A 25,806-nucleotide genomic window follows, 5' to 3' on the forward strand; every position below is an offset into this window, starting at 1 on the left:
CTTAGCCGACGCAGACGCCGACACCCGGCACCGGCACCGACGCCGGCACCGACGGCCGAGGCTCCCCTCCCCCGCCGGGCGTCCCGCGATGCGGACCGCGCACCCTCGGCCTTGGGCGTTCGCCCCCGTGCCGGTTAGCCTGTCGCTCCAAACTGACACGCGGGAGCTTGGACCCACCAGGCTGAGAGTGCGCATGTCGACCGTACGCCACACGAGTGACGGACGGTCGAGGGGGCGCTGACCGCCGGAACCTGTCCGGGTAATGCCGGCGTAGGGAGTATCGGCCATGCCGCCTGCTTCGCCATCCTCTTCTTCGGGCGCGAACGTTCCCGCCCCCGGTGCGGACGCCTCCGCCGCGGGCGCGACCGCCGTCCTGGAGCGCCCCGAGCACGTCGAAGCGCCCCTGGTGCTGGACACCGAGCCGCCGCGCACGCTGCGCTTCCGGGACCACTTCGCGCTCTGGATGAACCTGGGCGTCAGCCTGATCGGCTTCTCCACCGCCGCCACCGTGCTCGGCGCCCCCGGCAGCGAGCTGTCGCTGGCCGCCGCGGTGACCGCGATCACGGTCGGTACGGCGGTCGGCACCGCGATGCTCGGCGTGGCCTCGCTGATCGGGGCCCGCACCGGCGCCCCCGCGATGGCGAACCTGCGCGGGCTGTTCGGCACCCGGCTGTCGTACCTGCCGACGGTGCTGAACATCGTGCAGTGCATCGGCTGGGGCGTGTTCGAGCTGCTGACCATCTCGGCGGGCGCGCAGACCGTCGCGCACACCACCGGCTACCGCTGGCTGTTCGTCCTGCTCGCGGGCGCGCTGACCACGGCGCTGACCATCTGGCCGCTGGGCTCGATCGCGGTGCTGCGCCGCTTCGTGGCCGGGGCGGTCGCGGTGGCCATGGTGTACTTCACCGTCCAGCTGGGCCGCCAGGGCGTGCCGGACCCGGGGGCGGGCAACTGGCACGGCTTCCTGGGCGCCACCGACGCGATGATCGCCGTGTCGGTCTCCTTCGTCCCGCTGGCCGCCGACTACACCCGGCACTCGCGCTCCCCGCGCTCGGCGTTCTGGGGCAGCTTCTCCGGCTACACGATCGCCCAGGTCTGGTGCTACGTGCTCGGCCTGATGGCGCTGCTGCAGTCGGACGGCGATCCGAACCGGATCTTCGACTCCTTCCTCGGGGTCTGGGCCGGCTGGCTGTTCCTGCTGGTGCTGGTGCTGCGCGAGACGGACCAGTCCTTCGCCAACGTGTACTCGACGGCGATGTCGGTGCAGAACCTGCTGCCGAAGGTGGACCGCCGGGTGCTCTCCGGCGCGATCGGCGCGCTGACCACCGTGCTGGCGCTGCGGATCGACGAGTTCACCGACACCTACTACGGCTTCCTCGGTCTGATCGGCTCGGTGTTCGTGCCGCTGCTGGCGGTGCTCGTGGTGGACTACTTCCTCGGTGCCGGGCGGCGCGGCTGGAACCTCTCCGCCGACGCGCCGTCCCGCTGGCCGATGCTGCTGCCGTGGGCCCTGGGCTTCGCGGTCTACCAGTTCATCGCGCCGACCAAGGTGGCCGGCTGGTGGACGGACTTCTGGACCTCGGCCCAGGAGTCGCTGCACTTCACCCCGCAGGAGTGGACCTCCGCCTCGCTGTTCGCCTTCCTGGTGCCCGCCCTGGTCACCTGGGCGCTCACCCCGCTCTCCCGCCGCGCCGACCGGCACTGAGCGGGCCGCCCCGCACCGGGCGAAGCGGGGGCGGCCCGGCCCCGCGGGCCCGGCCGGGACGGCCCCGCGGGAAGGAAGACGGCCCCACAGGTTGGGGCCGTCTTTGTCCGCGCTTCACCTGTGCCGCCTATCGTTGGGCCTGTGACCAGCCCAGACCTGTCCTCGCCGGCGGCGCGCACCGTGCCGTCCGTCCAGGTGATCGCCCACCGCGGTTCCTCCCACGCCCTGCCCGAGCACACCCTCGCGGCCTACCGGCGCGCGCTCGACGAGGGCGCCGACGCGCTGGAGTGCGATGTCCGGGTCACCGCCGACGGCGCGCTGGTCTGCGTGCACGACCGCCGGATCGGCCGGGTCTCCAACGGCCGGGGCACCGTCTCGGCGATGACCCTCGCCGAGCTGGAGGCTTACGACTTCGGCGCCTGGAAGACCGGCCGCCCCAGCGTCGACCCGGAGCTGCGCGGCGTGCTGCGGCTGGAGCGGCTGCTGGAGCTGGTGGTGGAGTGCGGCCGCCCGGTGGACCTGGCGATCGAGACCAAGCACCCGGTGCGTTTCCGCGGCCGGGTGGAGACCGAGCTGCTGCGGACGCTGGAGCGGTTCGGGATCGGCGCGACCCGGGGCGGCGACCGCCCGTCCGCCCGGATCATGAGCTTCTCCTCGATCGCGCTGAACCGGGTGGCCGCCGCCGCGCCGCAGTACCGGCGGGTGTTCCTGTTCGAGCGGACCCTGCCGCTGCTCGGCCGGCTGCGCGAGGGTTCGCCGCTGCCGGGCGGGGCGCGGATCGCCGGCCCGGGCATCGAGCTGGTGCGGGCCCGCCCGCAGCTGGTGACCAGGCTGCGCGAGCTGGGGCACGAGGTGCACGTGTGGACGGTGGACGAGCCGGCCGACGTCGAGCTCTGCCTGGAGCTCGGGGTGTCCGCGATCATCACCAACCGGCCCGCGGAGGTGCTGGCGCAGCTCGGCCGGTGATCCGCCGGCGCGCCCGGGGCCGCACCCGCCCGACCGGTCGCCCCGAACCGGTCGCCCCGTCCGGTCACTTGCGTCCGGTCGGCCCGGTCGGATCCTCCCGGTCCGATCACCCCGGTCCGATCACCCCGGTCCGACCACTCCGGTCCGACCACTCTGGTCGGCAGTCAAACCTTCCTTGCGCGAAATTGCCGGAATTCTTGCATCCGGGCGACAGAGGGTGAGCACGGAATGACCTGATGTCGACCGTCGGTCGCCGCACTCGAAATGGGCTCGCGGGATCGTCCGGTGCTCGTTTCCGACGCATTACCAAGGGGCATCTCTCCCTCGGCATACGCTGAAGGAGGTCCGGGGGTGGCGTTGATGGTGGCGCGTGAAGTGCCGACTTCATCGACCATGGCAGTGCCGCACGGCCCAGCGAGTGTCGGGGTCGCACGGCGCCGACTGCGTCGAGATCTGGGTGACCGGCAGATACCGGAACCGGTCATCGATGATGCTGTTCTGATCCTTTCCGAGCTGTTGAGCAACGCCTGTCGATACGCCCGTCCGCTCGGCCCGCTGCCGGCCCTGGGCCGCAGCGGCCGGGCCGAGGTGCTCGGGCAGGTGCTGGTCGGCGTCCCGTCCGGGACGCGCGCCGCACCCGCACCGAGCGGCCGGGAGTCCGCCGAGGGCTCGGACGAGCCGGACGGCGGCGTGCTGGTCCGCTGGCAGATGCACGCCGACGGGGTGCTCACCCTGGAGGTCACGGACGGCGGGGCGACCACTCGGCCGCTGCCCGCGAGTCCCTCGCTGACCTCACGCGGCGGCCGCGGCCTGAGCATCGTCGACCAGCTGGCCAGCGACTGGGGCGTGCGCGACGCCCCCGGCGAGGTCACGGTCTGGGCGGCGCTGCCCGCCCGGGCCCGGCACGCCCGGCGCACCGGGGGCGATGCCCGTAGCGCGTGAGCCGGGCGCGGGGAATGTGTCGTTAGGCTTCCCGGAACACAGGACCACCGTTTCCGGGAGAGCCGCAGCATGGGCAAGAAGGCCGCCAAGAAGGCGCCGCAGCGCCAGTCCACCACCGCCGTCACGGGCGAGATCCCCGTGGTCGGGGCCCGCGAGGACTGCCCCTGCGGCTCCGGCCGCCGGTACAAGGCGTGTCACGGCCGGGAGGCCTCGCACGCGGTGCAGGAGCTGGTGCACCGCCCGTTCGAGGGCCTGTCGGGCGAGGCCGACTGGGTGGCGCTGCGCGAGCTGGTGCCCGCCGCCACGGTGCCGCTGACGCTGGCCGCCGGGGTGGCGGACGGCGCCACCGGTGACGTCCCGTCGGTGACCCTGGCCACCGTGCTGCCGCTGGCCTGGCCGGCCCTGCGCCGCCAGGACGGCTCGATCCTGCTCGGCCTGCAGACCCAGTCCGCCTCCGGCGACCTCAGCCGCGACCTCGCGGACGCCCTTGAGCTGGCCCTGGCCACCGAGCCGGGCAGCCCGGTGCCGGCCCGCCGGACCGTCCCGGGCGGGCGCCGCCTGCAGGACCTGCTGGACGCCGGGGCCGCGTTCACGCCCACCGTGCACACCGGCTTCGAGTTCTGGCTGGAGGACGCCGAGGCCGCCACCGGCGAGGTCGCCGCCTCCCTGGAGCGCGCCAACGCCTCGGCCATCCCGACCGAGAAGCTCGCCGGCGTGGACTCCGCCTACTGGTGCGGCACTCCGGACAAGAACCACCTGCGCTGGGTGATGACCGTGCCGGAGGAGCAGCTGCTGGACGCGCTGGCCCGGCTGAACGCGGCCGGCGAGGCCTCGCTCGGCGCGGACACCCGCCTGGTGGGCTCGTTCCGCGCGCACGGCCTGACCGTCCCGGTGTGGGACCTCCCGCTCGCGATGACCGCCGCCGACTGCGAGAAGCCGGCCGCCGAGTTCGCCGAGCGGCTCGCCGCCGTTCTCGCCGACGGGACCCCGTTGACCGCCGAGGAGCGGCGCGCCCGCGCGAACCTGGTGAACCGTCAGGTCACCCTGAACTAAAGCGCGCAGGATCCGCGTGATACGCGTCACATTGTCGCGGTGAACGCGCAATTTCCGGGCGTGGAGGGCGTCTTGGAAATTGGCGCGGGCGCAGATCCTTGTTACTGTCTAAAGAGTCCGGCCGCTGGTGCATCCCCCGTCGCCAGCGGCCGGATCTTTTGTTTTTCCGGAACGCCCCGGCGAACGCCCCGGCGAAGGCCCCGACGGAGGCCCCGGCGGAGGCCCCGGCGCGAGCCCTCTCACAAGCCCCGGACCCGCCCCGCGCACAGGCCCCGGACCCGCCCCGCGGACGGCCCCGGCGCCCCGCCCGGCACCCGCGGTCCTCAGTAGGCCGAACGTCCGCTGTCCAATCGGACCGCCGCCTCCACCAACTCCCCCAGCAGCGGCCCGACCTGCGGCAGCCAGACCCCGCCGCCGGCGCCCGGCCGCGGTGCCAGCACCCAGCGCACCCTCCCCCGGCCTCCGGCCGGAGGGACCCCCGCGGCCGCGCCGCCGGGCGGCAGCGCCAGGAAGCCACCCGGCCCGTGATAGCGCAACGAGCCCGGCACCCAAGGGAGTTGGGCGAGCATCTCACCGAGCACGTCCAGCGAGTACGGGGCCACCAACAGCGCGTAGCGGCCCGGCATCGCCAGCACCGGTCCGAGCGGCAGCCGCAGCGCGCCCAGGTAGACCAGCGCCCGGGCGCCGGCCGCCGCGGGCAGGCTGACCGCCGAGACCGTGGAGCCGGTGGCGGCCAGCACCGGCGCGTCCGGGCTCTGCCGCTCCCACCACCAGCGCACCATCCGGGCGTCGGTGGTGGCGGCCAGCAGCGAGGGGTCGTGGGGGTGCGCGCCGGGGACGGTGCAGTCCAGGTCGCCGCAGGAGCACCGGCCGTCGCGCAGCACGGCGCCCGGCACCACGGGCCAGCGGTGGTCGACGGCGGCCGCCAGGGCCGCGGCGAGCCGGGCGGAACGCTCCTCCGACCGGTCCTTCGGATTCTCACGCATGGCGCTCGTTCCTTTCCCTGACCGCTCGGTTCGCTCCGCCCCGCCGGCGTCCGTCGGGATCCTCCGTGCGGGCCCGCCGCGGCACGGTCCCCGGGCGGCGCGGCGCGGGGCGGGCGGCAGGGCGGGCGGCGCGGCTTCGACGTGGAGCGGGTGTGGAGCACGACATGAAAGGGCCGCGTACCGGCACAGCCCTTGGAACGAGAATCCCGTACGCGACGGATGGACGCCGCCCGGGCACGCTTGGTTCCACCGTACGAGTGAGAGAGTTCCGGCCAGCCCGGCTCACGGGCGGCACGGACATACGATCCGGACGGCCGCCCGGGCCGTCCTCCCGGTTCTGCCCGTTCGCGGCCCGCTCCATGCCTCCCGGCCCGACCGGCGCGCGTACCAACCCCGCGCGCCCCCCGACCGGGTCGCGATGGATGTGGAACAGGCCACCGCGTCGTCCTGGATCTGGACATGCCCCGAATGGCCTGTGTAGAAGTGGTGGCATTGCTGTCGATCAATGACGAGTAGTAGCGAATCGAGGCGAAACGCGCCCTAAGGCCGTGCTCGCTCCACATTGGCCGTATCTGGGGGTTTCGCATGGCACGTAGCACCGCGTCAGGAGTGACGGCATGAACGAGTCCCACCCGTCGACGGCCCTCCCGTCGACGACGACCGCCGAGCCGGGCGAACCCGGCTGCGCAGGCGGGCTCACCGTCCTCGACCTGCCGGACCTGCCCGGCCCCGTCGACGCCCTGGACGGCACGACGGACGCCCGCACGGCGCCGTCCGCCGCCGTGCAGGACCGTTTGGCCGGACGCCTGTCCGAAATCACCAGCCTGCACGAGCACACCGAGCGGCTCGCCCGCACCCGCGGCCTGGCCGCCACCCTGGACACCGTCCTCGCCTCCGGCGCCGCCCTGCTCGGCGCCCGGCGCGGCGTGCTGGTCACCAGGCGGCCCGGCGGCGGCCCCGGACAGCCGGTCGGCTTCGGCCTCGACCGCGCCAGCCTCGGCGCCCTGGAGACCGTCCCGACCGAGCAGAGCCTGCTGGCCAGGCTGCTGCGCGAACGGGACCGGCCCGCCCGGCTGCACTCCCGCGACCTCGCCGAGGACCCGGCCATCGGCGCCCGGCTGCGCGAACTCGCCGTCCACCTCGGCCTCGGCGGCGCCTACGGCCTGCCGCTCGCCACCGCCGAGGACGGCCCGCTCGCCGCCGCCCTCTGGTTCTACGACGAGCCCGCCGAACCGACCGAATGCCAGCGCGAACTGGCCCGCCACTACTGCGAGATCGCCGCCCCGCTGCTCGCCAAGCAGCTGGAGGCGGACCGGATCTCGCGCACCACCGAGGCGCTGCGCCGCGGCCTACTGCCGGACCGCCTCCCCCAGGCCGCCGGACTGCGGCTGGCCGCCCGGCTCGTCCCCGCCGGGCTGGAGCGCTCCGCCGGCAGCGACTGGTACGACGCGATCCCGCTGCCGGACGGCACCATCGGCCTCACCGTCGGCTCCGTCTCCGGCGACGGCCCCGGCGCGGGCCCCGGCTCCGCCCCCGGCGCGGCCGCCGCGATGGGCCGGGTCCGGGCCGCGCTGCGGGCGTACGCGGTGCTGGAGGGCGAGGACCCGGTCTCCGTCCTGGGGGACCTGGAACTGCTGCTCAAGACCACCGAGCCGAGCCGCTCCGCCACCGCCGTCTACGCCTGGGTCGAGCCCGAGGAGCGCCGGATCACCCTGGCCGGCGCCGGGCACTGCCCGCCGGTCCTGGTCGGCCGGCACGGCGCCGAGTTCGTCGAGACCTCGCTCTCCGCCCCGCTCGGCATGCTGGCCTGCTGGGAGGCCCCCGGGGTCGAGTTCACCGCCGAGCGCGGCGACACCCTGCTGCTCTACACCGAGGGCCTGGCCCGCCGCTTCGGCCCGACCCTGCACGCCGGGCAGGCCAACCTGCGCCGCGCCGCCGCCGACGCCCCGCGCGACGTGCGGATCGACCCGGACCGGCTCTGCGCCCACCTGCTGGCCGTCTGCCCGGCCCCGCCGGCCGCGGGCACCGCCACCGACGACCTGATGCTGCTGGCGGCCCGCTTCGAGTGAAGGTTCGGACCCGAAAGGGGCGGGCGGCCCGGCGTCCGTACCATGGACGCACGGCCGCCCGCGCGTGTCGCGATCCGACACCTCCCCCGAGGGGCGGCGGTACCACCCCCCAAGGAGGCGTTGCACGTGACCGAGGACCGTACCCCCGCGGTGGCCGAGAACCCCGAGGCCGAGGGCGGCGAGGAGCCTGAGCAGCACAAGGGCCGCAAGAACGGTCTCTACGGCGAGATCTCCGACGAGCTGGCCGCCTCGATGAAGTCCGGCTGGGCCGACACCGAGCTGCACGGCCTCTCCCCCGTCGCCCAGGCCCCGTACGCGGCCGAGCGCCGCGCCGCGCTCTCCGCCGCCTTCCCCGGCGAGCGCCTGGTCGTCCCGGCCGGCAACCTGCGGGTCCGCTCCAACGACACCGACTACGCGTTCCGCGCCTCCAGCGAGTACGTCCACCTCACCGGTGACCAGACCGAGGACGCGGTGCTGGTCGGCGAGCCGACCGGCGAGGCCGGCCACGCGTTCGTGCTCTACCTGCTGCCCCGCTCGAACCGCGAGAACGGCGAGTTCTGGCTGGACGGCAACGGCGAGCTGTGGGTCGGCCGCCGGCACAGCCTGAGCGAGCAGGAGCAGCTGCTCGGCCTGCCCGCCCGCGACGTGCGCCAGGCCGCCGAGGAGCTGGCCGCGAAGGCCGCGGACCCCGCCGTGCCGACCCGGATCGTCCGCGGCTACGACGCCGGCCTGGAGGCCGCGCTCGCCGACGCCCTGGACGAGGACAAGGACGCCGGGCTCAAGGAGTTCCTGAGCGGCCTGCGGCTGGTCAAGGACGCGTGGGAGATCGGCGAGCTGCGCGCCGCCTGCGACGCCACCGTCAAGGGCTTCACCGACGTGGTCCGCGAGCTGGGCCAGGCCGTCGCCACCTCGGAGCGCTGGATCGAGGGCACCTTCTGGCGCCGCGCCCGGGTCGAGGGCAACGACGTCGGCTACGGCACCATCGCCGCGGCCGGCCCGCACGCCACCACCCTGCACTGGGTGCGCAACGACGGCGACGTGCGCCCCGGCGAGCTGCTGCTGCTGGACGCGGGCGTGGAGACCAGCACCCTCTACACCGCCGACGTCACCCGCAGCCTGCCGATCAACGGCCGCTTCACCGGGCTCCAGCGCCGGATCTACGACGCCGTGTACGACGCCCAGGAGGCCGGCATCGCCGCGGTGCGGCCCGGCGCCCGGTTCCGCGACTTCCACGAGGCCTCGCAGCGCGTCCTGGCCGAGCGGCTGCTCGCCTGGGGCCTGCTGGACGCCACGGTGTACGACGTGGAGAAGGTCCTGGAGCTCGGCCTCCAGCGCCGCTGGACCCTGCACGGCACCGGCCACATGCTCGGCCTGGACGTCCACGACTGCGCCCACTCGCGCCGCGAGGAGCACGTCGACGCGCTGCTGGTCCCCGGCATGGTGCTGACCGTCGAGCCCGGCCTGTACTTCCAGCAGGACGACCTGACCGTGCCGGAGGAGTACCGCGGCATCGGCGTCCGGATCGAGGACGACATCCTGGTCACCGCCGACGGCAACGAGAACCTCTCGGCCGGCCTGCCCCGCGGCGCCGAGGACGTCGAGGCCTGGATGGCCTCGCTCGCCTGAGCCGCCGCACGACGGCCGTGACGAGGTCACGGTGAAGGGCCCGGCCTCCCGAGCAGTGGGAGGCCGGGCCCTTCGGCTTCGGTGCGGGCGTCCGTTACCGGCGGCCCCGGGGGTCGAAGGCGTGCCGGCGGGCGGCCTGGTGGCCGTTCGCCTCGGCACCCACCTGGACGTCCACGTCGAACTGCGGGGCCTGCTTCATGGTGATCCGGAAGGAGTACTCGACCGAGTCGCCCCGGCGGTTGACGTCCAGCCCGGTCGGGGCGACCGCGGTCAGACCGTTGCAGTCCTCGCGCACCTCGACCGGCTTCCAGGCGCCGCCGGCCATCACCTCCAGCGTGACGTCGTCCGGGGTCAGCCAGTTGGCGCTCGACAGGCCCACCACGGGGTGCAGGTTCGCGGTGCCCTCGGGCGCGGCGACCACGAAGCCGAACTCGGCGGGGGTCGTACCGACCTTGAGGCTCGACGCCGACACACCGGTCACCTCCGGGGCGTGGCGGTCGACGACCACGGCGTTCAGCTCGGCCTTCGCCATGTCGTGGTAGTCCGTGGAGTTCGGCACGGGGGCGTCCGCCTCGATCGTGATCCGGCCCGGACGGTTGGCCGAGGACAGCCGCATCCGGTACTCGATGGTCCGGCTCTCACCGGCGGCGAGCGTGAAGGCCCCGTCCTTCCGGTTGATCACGTAGTCCATCCCGGTGCCCGCGCTGAGGTTGTCCAGCTTCTTCCAGCCCGAGGCGTCCTTGCGCTCCAGGGTGCCCTCCGCCATCGCGATCATCGAGCAGGGCGCGCCCTCGTACAGCTGGGTCGACACCACCGGGGCCACGTTGCGGGTACCGGTGGCGTCGTTGTTCTTCCAGGTCACGGAGAAGGACACCAGGTCGTTCAGCTCGATCTGCCCGCCCTCCTTCAGGCCGCCGAAGGTGATGCCGACACCCTTTCCGCCGGGCTGGGTGCCCTTCGGGGCGGCGGGCTTGGCGGGCGTCGGCTTGGCGGAGACCGGCTTGGCCGGGGCCTTCGCGGCCGGCTTGGTCCCGGCGGGGGCCGCGGGGGCCTGTGCCGCGGGGGCGGCGGCGGGCGGAGCCGCCTCGGTGGTCGGTGCGGCCGGGGTGGTCGGCGCGGCCGGGGCGGGGGTGGTCGGGACGGCGCCCGCGCCGGGGGTGGCCGAGGAGGTGACGGCCGGGGTGGAGGCGGGAGCGGAGGCGGCGACGGACGCTCCGCCGTTCGTCGGGCCGCAGGCGGCGACACCGACGGCGGCGACGACGGCCAGCGGGACGATCTTCGCAATACGGGCGATAACGGACGCGTTCATGTGACAGTCCCCCCAAGGACACGTGGTGATGAAGGTGATGGTGATCGGATGAGCGGGCGCCTGATGTCGCGCCCCGAGGAGCCGGCCCGAGCCCCCCGGCTCCACCGGCTCGCTCTCCCCGCCTCTCACCCTGATAGACGTCCATCCCCCCGGGGGGTTGCAGGTCGGTTCGAAGAAATTTTCCGCGGACTTCGCCCGGAACGCCGAAAGGCGCCGTGACCAGGGGGAACTCTGGTCACGGCGCCTCGACGGCCCGCGTGGGACGGCTACTTCACGACCGTCACCGGGACGATCACCTCTTTCAGGGAGGTCAGCGGCGCGGAGCCGTCGTACGGCAGCATCGCCTGGACGGACACCGGCATCGTGCCGGGCCCGTCCAGCTTGTCGAGGCTCATCCGGTACGTCACCGTCCTGGACTCTCCCGGCGCGAGCGAGAACTGGGCCTGCTGGCCCACCATGGCGTAGTCCATGCCGCCGCCCATCCCGAGCGGGATCTCCTTCCAGACGCCGGCGTCCTGGCGCTCCAGCTTGCCCTTGTTGATCATGACCATCTCGCTCGGCGGCGTCCCGGTGTACTCCTTCGTGTAGACCAGCGGTTGGAGCTTGTCGTAGGTCTTCAGGCCGGTGTTCCGGTACGTCACCGTGAAGGTCACCGGGGTGCCGTTGGTGGACACCTTCTGTCCGGCGCCGATGCCGCCGTCGACCGTGATCGCAATGTCCTTCGCGCCCTTGTCGGACGGGGTCAGGGACGGCGACTTGTGGCCGCTCACGTCCAGGCTGTTGACGATCGCCGTCAGGCCCGACTGGTAGTCGCTCTTGAGCCCGTTCGCCACCACGAAGACCTGGTCCAGACCCATCCCCCACAGCTGGGCGGTGAAGGTGTCCCCGGGCTTGCAGGTGACGTTCCACTGGGTCTTGTCGATCGTCCTGCCGGCCACGGTGGGCTTGGTCCGCACCGGGGTGCCGATCGAGGAGTAGCCGTTCTCGGGGAAGTAGGGCCGGCCCCAGATCGGGCAGTTCGGCTGGTGGCCCCAGCCGCTGTCGGCGACCAGGTCGTCCGTCGTCGGCCAGGCGCCGCCGCCGATCTCGTCCGGGCTGTTGTAGACCACGACCAGGACGCCGTACGGCTCGCACCTCGCCGCGTCCCAGCCCTGCTGCGGGTCGGTCGGAGCGCCCGGGCTCAGGACGCAGACCCGAGTGGTCGAGACCGGCACGGTCTTCCAGCCGGCCGGAACCTTGAACTTGACGCCCCGGAAGGTGTACGAACTCGCCGCACTGGTCGGCGTGTTGGAAGCCGGCGGGGCGGAGGAGGCGATGCCGTCGGCGAGCGGGACCTCCGGCTCGGCAGCGCCGGTGGAGGTGCCCGGGTCGGTGGGGGTGGCCGTCGGGCTGGGCTCGCCGGTCGGATCGGGCGTCGGGCTCGGCGCGGCGGTCAGGGTGGCGGCCGGGGGCGGGACCTGGTCCTGGGCGACCGGCTCGCCGTGGAAGGTGAGCACACCGAGCGCCATGGCGGCGGCCAGGCCGAGCGGCACGGTGACGGCGTACACCGGGCGCAGCCGGCGGATGCGGTTCTTCGGGGGGGCGGCCGGTCGCAGGTCGGCCGCCGTGACCATGGAGGCCCGGGCCGTCATCGCCTCGCGGAGCAGCCGTTCCGTCGGTGTCTCGGCCGGCCCGTCGCCGTCGCCGCCGATGCGGCGGGGGAGCTTGTCGGTCATCGAACCTTCTCCAGGTGCTTTTCCAAGGCGTCCAGAGCGCGGCTGGCAGTGGACTTCACGGCGCCCCGGGACAGTCCCAGGGTCTCGGCAATCTGCGCCTCCGACATGTCGGACCAGTAGCGCAGCACCAGCACCTCACGCTGGCGGGGAGTCAACTCCTGCAGGGCGACCAGCACCCGGCGGTGCTCGTCGTTGAGCACCGCGTGGTCCTCGGCGGACGGGGCGTCGGCCACGTGCGGCGGCACGTACTCGCGGGCGGTCTTGCGGCGGCGAAGCATCGAGCGGGCCCCGTTGACCACCGAGGTGCGCAGGTAGCCGAGGGCGTTGTCGAGGTCGTCCAGCTCCTCGCCGTAGCGCTGGTAGAGCTGGGTGAAGGCGTCCTGCACGACGTCCTCGGCCAGGTCCTGGTGGTCGACCAGCAGGACCGCCATCCGGACCAGACCGAGCCGGTGGGCGTGGTAGAGGTCGGTCAGGGTGGGCCGGTCCTCGGCGGGCTTCCGGCCGCCGCGCAGCAGCCGGAACCCGGAACGGCGCTGCTTCGCCTCCTGCTCGGTGGCGACGGCGGCGAGCGGCTCGCCGGCCTCCTGTGCGCCGAACAGTGCGGCGACCACTCCGCGGACGGAGAAGCCGCGCCCCCCTGCCTGCACGGCGGTCGGCCCGATGGCCATGGACATTCGCGATTCCGCTTTCCCCCGGGACGGTGACGGCGGCCGCCGTTCCGTCAGGTCCACCTGATCAAGATCGTGATCGGGGGGATCATCCCAGCCGCCCTCTGCCGGGTTCCCTCCGCCCCCGTACCAAAGGACGTGTGACGGAGGTGAAGGTTGCAGTCGGGTTCGAAGAAAATTCCGAAGGGACCGGGACGGCTACACTCACCGGCATTCCGCCACCCGTGAGCAGGGGGTTCGCATGGCCGAGCAGAACGTCTCCGGCCCGGTCGGCGCCCCGGTCGCCGAAGCCGCCGTCGGGCCACGGCCGGTGGCCGTCACCATCGGCCGGCGTCCGGAGCCCGTGCACGACGTCGCGGTGTACGCCTTCCCGGGCATGGCACCGTTCGAACTCGGCGTGGTGGTCGAGGTGTTCGGGCTGGCGCGGCCCGAGCTGACCGGCCTGCTGGCGACGCCCTGGTACGGGCTGAAGGTGTGCGCCGACCGGCCCGGTACGGCGCTGGAGGCGGTGGGCGGCTTCACGCTGACCGCCCGGCACGGGCTGGACGAGCTGGCCGCGGCCGACACCGTGGTGGTCCCCGGGGTGCCGAACGCGTTCGGCGGCGTGGGGGCATCTCCCGGTCGCCCGGCCGGGGGCGTCTCCCCCGCCCTGGTCGAGGCGCTGCGCACCGCGCACGCGCGCGGCGCCCGGATCGTGTCGATCTGCTCGGGCGCCTTCGCCCTGGCCGCCGCCGGGCTGCTGGACGGCCGGGTGGCGACCACCCACTGGCGGTACGCCGAGCTGCTCCAGCAGCGCTACCCGGCGGTGCGGGTCGATCCGGACGTGCTCTACGTGGACAACGGCGACGTGCTGACCAGCGCGGGCAGCGCGGCCGGCATCGACCTCTGCCTGCACCTGGTCCGCCGGGACCACGGCGCCAAGGTGGCCAACGCGGTGGCCCGGCGCTTCGTGGTGGCGCCGCACCGGGACGGCGGGCAGTCCCAGTTCATCGAGGCGGCGGTCCGCCCGGTCGAGGAGGAGGACGACGGGATCGCCCGCAGCATGCAATGGGCGCTGGACCACCTGGCCTCCCCGCTGACCATCTCGCAACTGGCCGGCGCAGCCCGGATGTCGGACCGCTCGTACCTGCGGCACTTCACCGCCCGCAACGGGACCAGCCCGATGCGCTGGGTCGTCACCCAGCGCATCGCGGCCAGTCTGGCGCTGCTGGAGTCGCCGGAGGGGTCGGTGGAGGAGATCGCCGCGGCGGTCGGCTTCGAGAGCGCCGCGACCTTCCGCCACCACTTCGGCCGGGTGATGCGCACCTCCCCGACCGCCTACCGGCGCTCCTTCGGGCGCGGGGCGGCCTGAGCCCGGCGCTCCTTCGGGCGCGGGGCGGCCTGAGCCCGGCGCTCCTTCGGGCGCGGGGCGGGGTGGGCGCTCCTTCGGGCGCGGGGTGGCCCGGGCGCGCGGCCTACTGCCCCGCGCGCTTCTCCTCGCGCCGGTCGGCGTTGGCGAGAACGGCGTCGTGCAGCCACTGGGCCAGGCCCGGCGCGATCTTCTCGTAGGTGTCGGTCCAGCGCGGGTCGGAGACGTACAGCCCGGCCAGGCCGCGGTGGATGGTGTACGTGCAGTCGTAGAAGTTCCGGCAGATGTGCTGCCGGTGCTCCTCGGCGAGGTCCGCGGCCACCGGGCCGTCGGCGGGCTCGCCGGCGGTGAGCGCCTCGGCCAGGCGCTCGTTGAGCCCGGTCATCTCGGCCTGGATCCGCTGCCAGTCGGCCTTGGAGTAGCCGCCGGTGCGGCGCTGCGACTCGGCCCAGGCCGTGGTGTCGCCCCAGCGCTGCTCGGCCTCCTGCTCCCAGTCCTCCTGGTAGTCCTCGCCGAAGATCTCGAACTTCTCCTCCGGGGTCAGCTGAATGCCCATTCTCCGTGCCTCCATGGCGTGTTCGACGGCTGAGGCGAGTTCCTGGAGGTGACTGATCCGGTCGGTGAGCAGTCGGTGCTGCCGCCGGAGGTGTTCGGTCGGGCTGACCGAGTCGTCGTCCAGGATCGCCGCGATCTCCTCCAGGGGGAACCCGAGTTCTCGGTAGAAGAGGATCTGCTGCAGCCGGTCGAGGTCGGCGTCCGTGTACCGGCGGTAGCCCGACCGGGTACGGCCGGCCGGGGACAGCAGACCGATCCCGTCGTAGTGGTGCAGGGTGCGGACGGTCACCTTGGCGATCTTCGCCACGGCGCCGACCGAGTAGCCCTCACTGGTCATCGGAGTTCCTCCCTGGTGCTGACCACCACCCTCGGCTCTCACGTCGCGTGAGGGTCAAGCGGTGAACGGGGACGGGCCCTCCCGCGTCAGACCCCGGCGCCGGCCGGCACCCGCACGCGCCGTCGCCCGCCCCGGTGGCCGACGGCACCGCCCTCGCCGTCGCCGTCGCCCGGCGCACCGGACCGCGGCCGGCGGGACCGCTGCGCGGGCCAGAACAGCACGTACGCGGCGGAGACCACCACGAAGGCGAGCCGGACGAAGCCGCGGGCCGCGTCCGACGGGAGGAACAGCGTGCCGCCGTACAGCGCGACCAGCGCGATCCAGCTCCACCACGGGACGAGCCGCTTCTGCCCCACCGCGTCCCAGAGCAGGGTGCCGAGCAGGATCGAGGCCGTGTAGTAGGTGTAGACGCTCGGGTCGAGCAGGACGCGGGCGTCCGCGCCCAGCAGCACCACGGCCGGCCAGCGGCCGCGCCAAACGGCGACGCAGCCGAGCCCGATGCCGAGCGCGAACTGGGTCGGCCGGTCCCACCAGGGGGTGGACGGGTCGGTGACCCCGAACCAGCGCAGCGCGGAGGCGGGCTGGTTCGGGATGGTGAACTTGGCGGCCGCCATGGTGTCCAGGTTGCCCAGGTAGAACGGCAGCCAGGCGATCGCCACCAGGGCGCAGAACCAGAGCGCGGTGCGCAGCCAGGCGGGCCGGGGCAGCGCCAGGATCAGCGGGGCGAAGGCGATCGCCCAGGGCTTGGAGTCCACCGCCAGCGCCAGGAGCACCGCGACCTGGACGGGTTTGCCGCGGGCCAGGGCGTGCGCGGCGAGGGTGGTGAAGAACAGCGCGAGGACGTCGTCCAGGTGCGCGAAGCGGACCGAGACCTCGACCCACATCGGGATGAACGCCAGCCCGGCGATCAGCAGCCGCTGCTGGAGCCGCCGGTGGTTGATCCCGGTGCCGAGGTAGTACAGGGCGGCGGTGCGGCCGACCACGACCAGCATCACCAGGCCCAGCCCGGCGCTCACCGCCTCGGCGATCAGCTCGCCGGTGTGTGGTGCGAATGGGGCGGGGAGCTTGTCCGCGGCCAGGCTCACCGGGCCGATCTGGAGCTCCGGGTGGCGGGCGTAGAGCGACAGGCCGCCGTCGGGCTGATCGCTGAAGAGCAGTTGCTCGCCCTGGCGCAGGTAGTGCCAGGAGAAGCCGCCGCTGGGCTCCACCAGGAGGAACCAGAGCACCGTCCAGGCGGCCAGTAGGACGTGGTGCCTGCGCAGCGGCAACCCGGCGATCCGCCCGGTCGCCGCCTCGTAGTCGGTGGTGGCCCGTGCCGTGCGTGCTGTCCGCACCTGTCCTCTCCCCGCCGTTCCGCCCCCCTCCGGCCGGACATCCTATGTGACGGAGGAGAACCGTCCGCGCCGCCCGCGGATCCGTCCGACAGGAAAGTGCGGGCGGCGCGGGGGGGCTGCGGGGACGCGCCCGGAACGGCGGGAGTGAGCGTGCCCGGGAACGCCGGGAGGGCCGGGCCGGGAGGGGACACCGCCCGGGAACGCCGGGAGGGCCGGGCCGGCATCAGCCGCGGCCCGGCCCTCCCGGGCGTCGGTGTGTTCCGGGTCAGCCCTGCTGGGCGGACTTGCGGCGGCGCAGCACCACGAGGGTGCCGACACCGGCCGCCAGGACGGCGCCGCCGGCGGCCGCGATGGCGGTGGTGTTGTCACCGCCACCGGTCTGGGCCAGGGCCTTGTCGCTGCCGTCCGCGGCAGCCTTGGCCTTGTCGACGGCGGCCGGGGTCAGCGGCGGCGGGGTGATGACCGGGGGCACGACCGGGAAGTCGATCGGGCCCGCGGTGTCGCCGCTGCTCTCGGCCGGGGCCGGGGCGGTGGCCGAGCCGGAGGGCTCGCCGGTGGCCGGGGTGGTCGGCTTCTCGGTGGGCTTCTCGGTCGGCTTGCCGGTGGGCGTCTCGGTGGGCTTCTCGGTGGGCTTCTCCGTCGGCGTGGCGGTCGCGGTGGCCGACGAGGAGCTGCTCGCGGTCGGGCTGGGCTTGCCCGTCTGGGTCGGGGTGGGGCTGGGCTTGCCGGTCTGCGACGCGGTGGGCGTCGGGGACGGCTTGCCGCCGCCGTGCGCCTTGATGACGAAGCCCACGCCGCCTTCGCAGCTGAGGTGGCCGTTGTCGACCGGCTGGTGGCTGGAGTCGTCGAGCTCGGCGGCGAAGACGACCGGGACGACGCCGGCCCGGCCGAGCGGGGCACCGTCGGTGAAGGACGCCCGGACCTTGATCGGGACGTTCTTGCCGCGGTTCACCCCGAGCAGGTCGTCGGCGACCGGGTTGCCGGCCCCGTCGAGGGTGCCGAGCATCATCAGGACGGAGTCGTTCTTCTCCCCGCTCTGGTCGGGGGCGACCACGGCGGTCTGCCACTCGCCCCCGGGGAGCCGGTACTGGACCTTGAGGTCCTTCGCCTGGAGCGAGCCCGCCTTGTTCTTGAACTTGAGCAGCGGGATGAAGACGAAGTCGTGCTTCGTCCTGTTGTCGACCTTGAAGGTGAACTCGCGGGCGTCACCGCCGGCGATGAAGGTGCCGGGCACGCCGTTCAGCGAGAGGTCGAGGCTCGCGTGCGACGCCTTGTCGGCCTGCTGCGCGGCGGCGGACGGGGTGCCGGTGGCACCGACGGCCATGGCGCCCTGGGCGCCGGCCAGGACGAGCGAGGACGCGAGCGCGACGGCTCCGGCAAGGGCAAGACTGCGACGTATGGACAAGGAGACCTCACGGAAGTGTCCGGGCGAGGCCCGGGGCGCGAGGGGGCGGCCGCAGACGCCACGTACCCCCCGCGAAGCTGAAAGTCCGACGGAGAGTACCGAACGACCGGACCGGTCCGGAAGGCGGGTGGCACGCTGCGAATCGAACCCGGGGACTGAGTGCCCGAATCATCCAACTCTGGCCACTCGTAAGGCTTTTGCGCCTTGCCTCGGGTCGACCGCCGGGGCGCCGCGTGACGGGTACACGCCCGAAGGGCGATAACGCACGGCCCCCGGCCCGGGGTTCAGTCCGCGAAGAACGACTTGGCCGCGATCACCGCCCGCTCGTCGTCCAGCACCTCGCCCGGGCGGCTGCCGTTGCCGAGCAGCACCCCGCCCCAGCGCATCCCCATGTACTCGGCGGTCAGCCGGAGGGTGCCGATCAGCGGCTCGGCCTTGTCGTCCCCGGTGGCGAGCGCGGTGACGCCCCAGAGCGTGCCGCCGCCCAGCCGGGCCTTGAGGTTCACCCCGGGCACCCGCATCCAGGCCGACCAGTGGTCGAGGTAGAGCTTGGCGCTGGTCGGCAGCGAGTACCAGTACAGCGGCGCGACGAAGACCAGGTCGGTGGCGGCCAGGGTGGCGTCCAGCAGCGTCCGCTCGTGGCCCGCCGGCTCGGGGTAGCTGCCGTCGCCGGTGTGCCGCAGGTCCCGGAAGGGCGGCAGCGGGTGCTCGTCGAGGCGCAGCCAACGCTGCTCGGCACCGGCCGGCAGGCTCGACCCTGCGGCCAGCCGGGCGAGCCGGGCCGAGTTGCCGTCGGCGCGCGCGCTGGCGTCGAGGAACAGGAAACGGCGCGGCGCCTCGGCGCCGGACGGCTGATCGGCCATCAGGACTCCTCCGTCGTGCGTACGGTGCGGACGCACGAGTGAGCAGCCCCCGAACGCCGGTTTATTCCGCGCCCATGCCAAACCGCGGGCGCGGGACACCGGGCGCGGAGCACCGGGCGCGGGCCGGGGCCAGGGGGGCGGCCCGGCCGACGGTCAGTCGGGCAGTCCGGCCCGGCGGCGGGCGACGGCCGCGACGGCCGCCCAGTCCTTGTCCCCGTCGCCGTGGGCCAGCGCGTCCAGGAAGGCGTCCCGCAGGATGCTGCCGAACGGCAGCGGAACGTTGCGCGCGGCCCCCGCCTCCAGCGCGAGGCCGACGTCCTTGAGTCCGAGCGGCAGCCGGAACCCCGCCGGCTCGTAGCGGCGCTCGGCCACCATCGAGCCGTAGCCGCTGTGGATCGGCCCGGGGAAGAGCGTCCCGCTGAGCATCTCCACCAGGTCGGTCGGCCGGACGCCGTGCGCCTCGGCCAGACTGCACGCCTCGGCCATCGACTCGATCGCGCAGGCGATCAGGAAGTTGGCGCTGATCTTGGCCGTGTTGGCCTGCCGGGGGCTCTCACCGAAGTGCCAGGTGCGCTCGCCCATCGCGGCGAACAGCGGCTCGGCCCGTTCCAGCAGTTCGGGCGCGCCCGCGACCAGGATGTTCAGCCGCCCCTCCGCCGCGACCGGCGGACGGCCGAGGACGGGCGCGGCGACGTAGCCGATGCCGTGTTCGGCGTACCGCTCCTCGGCCCGCTCGGCGAGAGCGAGCGAGACGGTGGCCATGTTGACGTGCAGGGTCGCCGCGGCACCGGCCAGCAGCGCGGGGTCGAGCAGCCGCTCGACCGCCGTGTCGTTGGCGAGCATGGAGACCACCGTGTCGGCGGCGAACACCTCGGCGAGCGAGTCGGCCGCCTCCGCGCCCTCGGCCACCATGGCGGCCACCGGCCCGGGCGAGCGGTTCCAGACCCGTACGGTGTGGCCGGCCCGCAGCAGGCTGCCGGCCATGCCGCGCCCCATCGAACCCAGCCCCACGAAGCCGATCGTCCGCCCGGTCATCCCCGCACTCCCGTCGCCGCACCTGCTCGTGCACGACCGACTGTACGTCAGAACGCCCGCGGGCCGACCGGTGAACCGGGCGGCGCACCCGCGGCCGGGCAGCGGCTCACGCGCAGGCGCGGGCCGGCATCCGGGTGCGGTCGTCGGCCGCCCCGCGCTCCAGTTCGGCGACCACCCGGCCGCGCAGCAGCTCGTACTGGGCCTGGAGCCGGCCGGGGCGGGCCGGCCGGGCCACCGGGCGGCCAGGGCCGACCAGTTCGTCCGGCCCGAACTGCTCACGGGTGAGGTCGATCTCGAAGCCGGTGGCGAAACGGTTCCACCAGTGGAGGTCCGTCCGCACCCCGTCGACGTACACCTCGCCCATCATGAGCTCGCCGCCGAGCAGGTCGTGCACCACCATCGCCGTCACCCCGCACTGGCCGCGGGCGGGATTGTCGGGACGCCAGTGGGCCAGATCCTCGGGCGCACAGGTGTCGACACCCCAGGAGGAGCGGATCGCACGTTCGATGTCGTTGAGGGTCCACGCCGTCATACCGGGAAGCCTGCCACGCGCCACTGACAGTGGCACCGGCTTTTCGAAGGGTCATCCCGTGTTCTGCGGCGACCCTCCCGGTGTTCACCCGAACGAGGCCATGAAGCGGCCGCCGGCCCTCCCCTCGCGCGGGGCGGTCCGGCGGCCGGGCTCACGTCACTTCGCCAGCTCGGCGACGCCGGCCTGCGCGAACTGCTCGTCCAGGTCGCCGCTGGGCGCACCCGCGACGCCGACGGCCGCGATCGGAGCGCCCTTCGACTGGATCGGGGCCCCGCCGGCCAGGAACAGGGTGCCCGGGATGTCCTTCAGGTTCGGGGCCTGGGCCAGCCGCTTGGCCAGCTCCGAGGTCGGGGCGTTCCAGGACACCGCGGTGAAGGCCTTGCGCTCGGCCGAGACCGGGGCCTGCGGGCCGGCACCGTCGCCCTTCAGCAGCACCCGGGTGACACCGTCGCGGTCGACGACCGCGACCGACACGTGCTGGCCGGCCTTGGTGGCCGCGTCCAGGGCGGCCTGGGCGGCGCGGGTGGCGGCGTCGATGGTCAGGCCGCTGCTCGCGGCCAGGTTCTTGTTCTGGGTGTCGGCCTTCGCCGCCGCCGGGACGGCCGGGGTGTCGGTGGACTCGGCGCTGGCCGAGACGGCGCCCACGGTGGCGGCGGCGAGCGCGGCGGCGGCGACGGTGCCGGTCAGCACCCGGGTGCGCACGGAGGTCTTCTTCATGGTCCAGCTCCTCAGCGGATCTGCGGGGTGGGGTGTGGCGGGGTGGGGCGGGGGTTCGGGGCCGCCGGGCCGTTGGGGGGATCGCCCGGCGGCGTGCTTCGATCCTCCGCCCGGGGAAGGCGCCGCCACATCGACGGTCCGGCGCGGACGTCCGGGCATGATGGTGGACGCCGGGGTCAACCGATCGGCTGATGCGGCCCCGGGCCGGACGGGTCACCATCGAGGGATCGACGCAGGTCGGTGCGAGGCCGGGCCGCGACGGTACGGGCCGGTGCAGGCCGGTCCGGGCCGGCGCCGACCGCGCCCGCACCACCCGTTCAGCCAGGAGCCACCCGTGCAGCAGCCCCGCCCGACCGCCGGCCGCGGCGCTGCGGACCGCACCGGCGCCGACCACCGCGCCGCCCTCGGCACCGGCGACACCCTCGACACCCGTGACACCCGTGACACCGGCGACACCCTCGACACCCGCGACACCGCTGACCCGGACGCGGGCCGGTTGGCACTGCTGCTGGACTCCGCCTTCCTGCTGCTGCTCGCCGCCTCGCTCAACCGCTACCTCACCCACCACTCCGGCACCGCGCAGGCGCCCTGGGTGATCGGGCTGAGCGCGGCCCTCGCGGTCGCCCGGCCGGCCGGGTCCTGGCTCGACCACCGCCGTCCGCCCGCCCCGGGCCGGCCCCGCCGGTGGCCGCTGGCCCTGGTGGTGGCCCTCTGGGTGGTGCTGGTGCTGCTCGCACCGAGCTTCGCCTGGTGCGCCGTCCCGCTGATCTACAGCGTGCTGCGGGTGCTGCCGGCGAGGGCGGCCATCCCGCTGGTCGGGGCGCTGACCCTGCTGGTGGTGATCGCCGAGATCCGGCTGCCCGGCGGCGCCGACGCCACCCTGGTCCTGCTGCCGCCCGCGGTGGCCGGGCTCGCCACCGGCGTCTTCCTCGTCATGGCCCGGCAGGCCGCCCGGCAGCGCGCGCTGATCGCCGATCTGGTCCGCACCCGGCGCGAACTCGCCGCCACCGAGCGGCGGGAGGGCACCCTGGCCGAGCGCGAGCGGCTGGCGATGGAGATCCACGACACCCTGGCGCAGGGCCTGTCCAGTCAGCAGATGCTGCTCCAGGCCGCCGAGCGCACCTGGGACACCCACCCGGCGACCGCCCGCACCCACGTCCGCACCGCCGCCGAGGTGGCGGCCCGGAACCTGGCCGAGGCCCGCCGCTTCGTCCACGGCCTCGCCCCGGTGGAGCTGTCCGACGGCCGCACCCTCGACCGGGCGCTGCGGTCGCTGGCCGAGCGGGAGTCCGCCGAGAGCGGGCTGCCGGTCCGCTTCCACCTGGACGGCACGCCGGTGCCGCTGCCCACGGCCGCGCAGTCCGCGCTGCTGCGGATCGCCCAGGGCGCACTGGCCAACGTCCGCGAGCACGCCGGGGCTTCGGCCGCCGCGATCACGCTGTCCTTCCTCGGCGACCAGGCCGTGCTGGACATCGCGGACGACGGACAGGGCTTCGACCCGGACGCGGCCGGCCCCGGGGGCGGGCGCGGGTACGGCCTGCCGGCGATGCGGGCCCGGCTCCGGCAGCTGGGTGGCAGGCTGACCGTGGAGAGCACGCCCGGTGAGGGCACCGTCGTCTCCGCCGCGATCCCCCTGACGCAGCGATGAGTGCGGATCACCCGTGCACCCGGCGCGGTGACGGGCCCGGCGCGGCCATGACCTTGGAGCAGAGATGAGCACGACTCCCGTCCGGACGACCCCGGTCCGCCTGCTGGTCTGCGACGACCACGCCGTGGTGCGGGCCGGGCTGCTGGCGTTGCTGGCGAGCGCCGGCGACATCGAGGTGGTCGGCGAGGCGAGCACCGGGGAGGAGGCCGTCGCGCTGGCCGCCCGGCTGGCGCCGCAGGTCGTGCTGATGGACCTCCAACTCGGCGACGGCATCGACGGGGTGGAGGCCACCCGGCGGATCACCGCCGCCCCGGGCGGACCGCACGTCCTGGTGCTCACCACCTACGACACGGACGCCGACATCACCCGGGCCATCGCCGCCGGCGCCACCGGCTACCTGCTGAAGGCCGAACGGCCGGAGGAGCTGTTCTCCGCCGTGCACGCGGCCGCGCAGGGCCGCACGGTGCTCTCGCCGCCGGTCGCCTCCAGGGTGATGGCGCAGATGCGGGCGCCCTCACCGCAGCTCACCGAACGCGAGCAGGACATCCTCGAACAGCTGGCGCAGGGGCTGGGCAACCGGGAGATCGCCCGGGCGCTGTTCATCAGCGAGGCCACGGTGAAGACGCACCTCGGCCGGATCTACGACAAGTTGGGCGTGGACACCCGGGCGGGCGCGGTGGCGGTGGCGAAGGAGCGCCGGCTGCTGCGCTGAGGCCGGACTCGCTCCCCGCTCCCCGTTCTCCGCTCCCCGTTCTCCGTTCTCCCGGCTGCGCTGGGCGCCCGCCCGGTGTCACTGCGTGCTGCCATGATGCTCGGAATGTCGGATTCCGAGCCGGTGCCCGCCCGTGAGCTCCACCGGCCCGGTGCGGGCGGCTCGGGCGCCGGCCGTCCCGGATCGGCCACAACTCCCTGGTCCGAGGCCTTTTTGGGTTCCGCCGAGGGCCTCGCCACAATGTGGATGTTTCGTGGATTTCGCTATTGACAAACCAACCACGCGGTTTGTTAGTTTGAGATCAACGACGTCCCCGGGGGGTGGGGGCTCGCCGGGGCCTGTGCGGACCGCTCTCGCCGGAGGGTGTGGCCAGGGGGGAACGGCGGGTTTGCCCGGGGTGTCGGGGGGAGCGGCAGCGCCGAAGCCGCGCGACGAGGCGGCGTGGAGCGGGTCCGGGGGGACTCGCTCCACGCCTCCCCCGGTCCCCTTCCACCGGCTCCTCCGGCCTCCCCGGCGCGTCCCGGCGCGTCCCGGCGTCTACGCCAGGGCGCTCCAGTACGGACAGCGGACGTACGGCAGCGGCGGCGCGCAGTGGTCGACGCTCCCGGACAGCACCGGGCCCCGCTCCGAGCGGGCCACTCCCGGCGAACTCGCGGTCAGCCCGGCCTCGCCCGACTCGCCGAAGCGCAGTGCCAGCCGGTAGCCGTCCGGGGTGGTCGCGGCGACGCCCGGGCGATCCTGGCCGGCGTTCAGCGAGGTGATCGTCCAGCCGCGCCGCCGCCAGTGCCGCTCCACCACGTCCGCCAGCACCGCCCGCCGGGGCAGCGAGACGACGGTGAGGAGGTCCCGACCCCGGGTGACGTACCAGAGCAGTTCCGACTCGCGCCCCGGCAGCGGCAGCCGCGCGCCCGCCCGTGCGGGCGCCCCCTGCCAGACCGGCGCCGGACGGACGGCGTCCAGGGTGTCCTGGAGCAGCGTCTCGCAGTGCTCGGCGGCGTCGAGTTGATCGACCGTCACCCCCGGCTCCGACCCCGGCCCGGACCCCGGCCGACGGACCGGCGCGACCCTCGCGCCCCCGGGGCCGCCGCCCGGACATCCGACGTTCAGCTCGGCACCACCTGACTGCACAGGGCCCTCCGTACTCCTCCCGGCGTTCAACCCGGGCAGGCATTCCGTCACTGCTTGGACGGCGGGCGGGTACGGGCAGTTCCCCTCCCGGCTCCATCCCTCACCGTTCCCACACCCTCAAAGTGCACTGCACGGTGCAGTTGAATCACTGATCTGCACCGTGTAGTTTACTTCTTGTGCCGAGCCGCCGGGCCGAAACCGCCGTCCGTCCGCTTGCCGCACGTCTTCTGACCCACCGTCCGCCCTCCTGTCGAGAGGACCCGCCATGCCCGTCATCACCGTCGGCACCGCCCGCATCCCCTACCGCGTCGTCGGCGACGGCCCCGACACCCTCGTCCTGGTGCACGGCACCGGCCCCGGCTCGGCCATGTGGGACGGCCTGCTGGACGCCTTCACCGACCGCTGCACCGTGCTGCTGCCCGACCTCTCCGGCAGCGAGGCCGCCGACGACGACGGCACGCCGCTCACCCTGGAGGCGCTGGCCGCCCAGGTCGCCGCCGTGATCGAGGACGCCGGCCGCGGCCCCGCCGACGTCCTCGGCTTCTCGCTCGGCGCCGTCGTCGCCACCGCGACCGCAGCCCTGCACCCCGAGCGGGTCCGCCGGCTGATCGCCGCCGCCGGGTGGATCAGCGCGGAACAGGACGAGTACCTGCGGCTCTCCATGGCCACCTGGCTCTCGCTCGCCGACCACCCCGCCGCGTTCGGCGGCTACGCCACCCTCACCGCCTTCAGCCGCGGCTTCCTCGACCGGATCGGGCGCGCCGCCGTCCAGGCCAACACCGCCTACATGCAGCCGACTCCGGGCACCCTGCGGCACATCGCCCTCAACCTCGGACTGGACCTCGGCCCGCTGCTCCCGCGCGTCCAGGCGCCCGCCCTGGTGATCGGCTGCACCCAGGACGCCACCGTCCCGGTGGAGAACGCCCGCCGGCTGCACGCCGCCCTGCCCGGCAGCGCCTACGCCGAGTTCGACACCGGCCACATCGTGCTCGCCGAGGAGACCGAGGCGTTCACCGGCACCGTCCGGGACTTCCTCACGGCCGCGTGACCGACCGCCGCGCGACCGGCCGTCGCACAACCGACCGCCGCGCGACCGACCGCCGGGAGGGAGCGGGCGGCGGCGTACGGGGGGTCCGGCCGGCGGGCGCGCACG

The 25,806-nt window shown here is 74.2% G+C and carries 22 protein-coding genes and 1 riboswitch; of the genes, 10 read left to right on the top strand and 12 right to left on the bottom strand.

Annotated elements, in window-relative coordinates:
* Positions 1-149 precede the first annotated feature (149 nt).
* Positions 150-294: riboswitch (TPP riboswitch) on the top strand.
* From ACFVGO_RS01540 to ACFVGO_RS01555, 4 genes are all read left to right on the top strand, one after another.
* Positions 287-1,705, top strand: a complete 1,419-nt coding sequence (locus tag ACFVGO_RS01540; protein WP_359897790.1) for a cytosine permease — start codon at positions 287-289, stop codon at positions 1,703-1,705. Its footprint overlaps the riboswitch before it by 8 nt.
* 141 nt (positions 1,706-1,846) lie before the next feature.
* Positions 1,847-2,671: a glycerophosphodiester phosphodiesterase family protein gene (locus ACFVGO_RS01545; protein WP_359897789.1), complete on the top strand. Its 825-nt coding sequence runs from the start codon at positions 1,847-1,849 to the stop codon at positions 2,669-2,671.
* Positions 2,672-3,031: 360 nt separating this feature from the next.
* Positions 3,032-3,613 (top strand): ATP-binding protein, encoded by a 582-nt coding sequence (locus tag ACFVGO_RS01550; protein WP_380630580.1) that lies wholly within the window; start codon positions 3,032-3,034, stop codon positions 3,611-3,613.
* Between the two features lie 69 nt (positions 3,614-3,682).
* A complete protein-coding gene (locus ACFVGO_RS01555) occupies positions 3,683-4,666 on the top strand; it encodes a DUF5926 family protein (RefSeq protein ID WP_359897787.1) in 984 nt (327 codons plus the stop codon).
* A gap of 323 nt (positions 4,667-4,989) precedes the next feature.
* On the opposite strand, the gene ACFVGO_RS01560 is transcribed toward ACFVGO_RS01555, so the two are convergent.
* Positions 4,990-5,652, bottom strand: coding sequence for a bifunctional DNA primase/polymerase (locus ACFVGO_RS01560; protein WP_359897786.1), 663 nt, complete (start codon positions 5,650-5,652; stop codon positions 4,990-4,992).
* 617 nt (positions 5,653-6,269) lie between these two features.
* On the opposite strand from ACFVGO_RS01560, the gene ACFVGO_RS01565 reads away from it, so the two are divergent.
* Both ACFVGO_RS01565 and ACFVGO_RS01570 read left to right on the top strand, forming a co-directional pair.
* Positions 6,270-7,721, top strand: a complete 1,452-nt coding sequence (locus tag ACFVGO_RS01565; RefSeq protein WP_359897785.1) for a PP2C family protein-serine/threonine phosphatase — start codon at positions 6,270-6,272, stop codon at positions 7,719-7,721.
* Positions 7,722-7,847: 126 nt separating this feature from the next.
* Positions 7,848-9,347, top strand: coding sequence for an aminopeptidase P family protein (locus ACFVGO_RS01570; RefSeq protein ID WP_380630582.1), 1,500 nt, complete (start codon positions 7,848-7,850; stop codon positions 9,345-9,347).
* Positions 9,348-9,441: 94 nt separating this feature from the next.
* Here ACFVGO_RS01570 and ACFVGO_RS01575 read toward each other — a convergent pair whose 3' ends face one another.
* The 3 genes from ACFVGO_RS01575 to ACFVGO_RS01585 all read right to left on the bottom strand — a co-directional run bounded on the left by ACFVGO_RS01575 (position 9,442) and on the right by ACFVGO_RS01585 (position 13,045).
* Positions 9,442-10,656, bottom strand: coding sequence for a hypothetical protein (locus ACFVGO_RS01575; protein WP_359897783.1), 1,215 nt, complete (start codon positions 10,654-10,656; stop codon positions 9,442-9,444).
* Between the two features lie 266 nt (positions 10,657-10,922).
* Positions 10,923-12,371 carry a hypothetical protein gene (locus tag ACFVGO_RS01580; protein ID WP_380630584.1) on the bottom strand — a complete coding sequence of 483 codons (1,449 nt, stop codon included), beginning with the start codon at positions 12,369-12,371 and terminating at the stop codon, positions 10,923-10,925.
* Entirely contained in the window at positions 12,368-13,045 is a 678-nt protein-coding gene (locus ACFVGO_RS01585; protein ID WP_359897781.1) for a SigE family RNA polymerase sigma factor, read from the bottom strand. Before ACFVGO_RS01585 ends, ACFVGO_RS01580 begins: the two co-directional genes overlap by 4 nt.
* 235 nt (positions 13,046-13,280) lie before the next feature.
* Here ACFVGO_RS01585 and ACFVGO_RS01590 point away from each other — a divergent pair, with 235 nt between their 5' ends.
* The gene (locus ACFVGO_RS01590; RefSeq protein WP_380630586.1) at positions 13,281-14,390 is read left to right on the top strand and encodes a helix-turn-helix domain-containing protein; all 1,110 of its coding nucleotides are present in this window, start codon (positions 13,281-13,283) and stop codon (positions 14,388-14,390) included.
* A gap of 103 nt (positions 14,391-14,493) precedes the next feature.
* Here ACFVGO_RS01590 and ACFVGO_RS01595 read toward each other — a convergent pair whose 3' ends face one another.
* The 7 genes from ACFVGO_RS01595 to ACFVGO_RS01625 all read right to left on the bottom strand — a co-directional run bounded on the left by ACFVGO_RS01595 (position 14,494) and on the right by ACFVGO_RS01625 (position 21,165).
* On the bottom strand, positions 14,494-15,279 hold the full coding sequence (locus ACFVGO_RS01595; protein WP_359897779.1) for a MerR family transcriptional regulator: 786 nt from the start codon (positions 15,277-15,279) through the stop codon (positions 14,494-14,496).
* A gap of 86 nt (positions 15,280-15,365) precedes the next feature.
* Entirely contained in the window at positions 15,366-16,613 is a 1,248-nt protein-coding gene (locus ACFVGO_RS01600; RefSeq protein WP_380630588.1) for a hypothetical protein, read from the bottom strand.
* A 265-nt stretch (positions 16,614-16,878) separates the two neighbouring features.
* Complete coding sequence (locus ACFVGO_RS01605; RefSeq protein WP_380351237.1) at positions 16,879-18,018, bottom strand: LPXTG cell wall anchor domain-containing protein; 1,140 nt, start codon at positions 18,016-18,018, stop codon at positions 16,879-16,881.
* A gap of 284 nt (positions 18,019-18,302) precedes the next feature.
* Positions 18,303-18,881, bottom strand: coding sequence for an NAD(P)H-dependent oxidoreductase (locus ACFVGO_RS01610; RefSeq protein WP_359897776.1), 579 nt, complete (start codon positions 18,879-18,881; stop codon positions 18,303-18,305).
* A 153-nt stretch (positions 18,882-19,034) separates the two neighbouring features.
* Positions 19,035-19,916: an NAD(P)-dependent oxidoreductase gene (locus ACFVGO_RS01615; protein WP_359897775.1), complete on the bottom strand. Its 882-nt coding sequence runs from the start codon at positions 19,914-19,916 to the stop codon at positions 19,035-19,037.
* 106 nt (positions 19,917-20,022) lie between these two features.
* Entirely contained in the window at positions 20,023-20,448 is a 426-nt protein-coding gene (locus ACFVGO_RS01620; RefSeq protein WP_359897774.1) for a hypothetical protein, read from the bottom strand.
* A gap of 156 nt (positions 20,449-20,604) precedes the next feature.
* Positions 20,605-21,165, bottom strand: a complete 561-nt coding sequence (locus ACFVGO_RS01625; RefSeq protein WP_359897773.1) for a heme-binding protein — start codon at positions 21,163-21,165, stop codon at positions 20,605-20,607.
* Between the two features lie 334 nt (positions 21,166-21,499).
* On the opposite strand from ACFVGO_RS01625, the gene ACFVGO_RS01630 reads away from it, so the two are divergent.
* Complete coding sequence (locus tag ACFVGO_RS01630; protein ID WP_380630590.1) at positions 21,500-22,813, top strand: sensor histidine kinase; 1,314 nt, start codon at positions 21,500-21,502, stop codon at positions 22,811-22,813.
* A gap of 64 nt (positions 22,814-22,877) precedes the next feature.
* Entirely contained in the window at positions 22,878-23,525 is a 648-nt protein-coding gene (locus ACFVGO_RS01635; RefSeq protein ID WP_380351230.1) for a response regulator, read from the top strand.
* Positions 23,526-24,062: 537 nt separating this feature from the next.
* On the opposite strand, the gene ACFVGO_RS01640 is transcribed toward ACFVGO_RS01635, so the two are convergent.
* On the bottom strand, positions 24,063-24,542 hold the full coding sequence (locus ACFVGO_RS01640) for a hypothetical protein (RefSeq protein WP_359897771.1): 480 nt from the start codon (positions 24,540-24,542) through the stop codon (positions 24,063-24,065).
* A gap of 376 nt (positions 24,543-24,918) precedes the next feature.
* Here ACFVGO_RS01640 and ACFVGO_RS01645 point away from each other — a divergent pair, with 376 nt between their 5' ends.
* Positions 24,919-25,701 carry an alpha/beta hydrolase gene (locus ACFVGO_RS01645; RefSeq protein WP_359897770.1) on the top strand — a complete coding sequence of 261 codons (783 nt, stop codon included), beginning with the start codon at positions 24,919-24,921 and terminating at the stop codon, positions 25,699-25,701.
* The last annotated feature ends 105 nt before the right edge of the window (positions 25,702-25,806 follow it).

It is taken from the genome of Kitasatospora sp. NPDC057738 (assembly GCF_042798815.1).
Classification (GTDB): Bacteria; Actinomycetota; Actinomycetes; order Streptomycetales; family Streptomycetaceae; genus Kitasatospora; species Kitasatospora lactacystinica.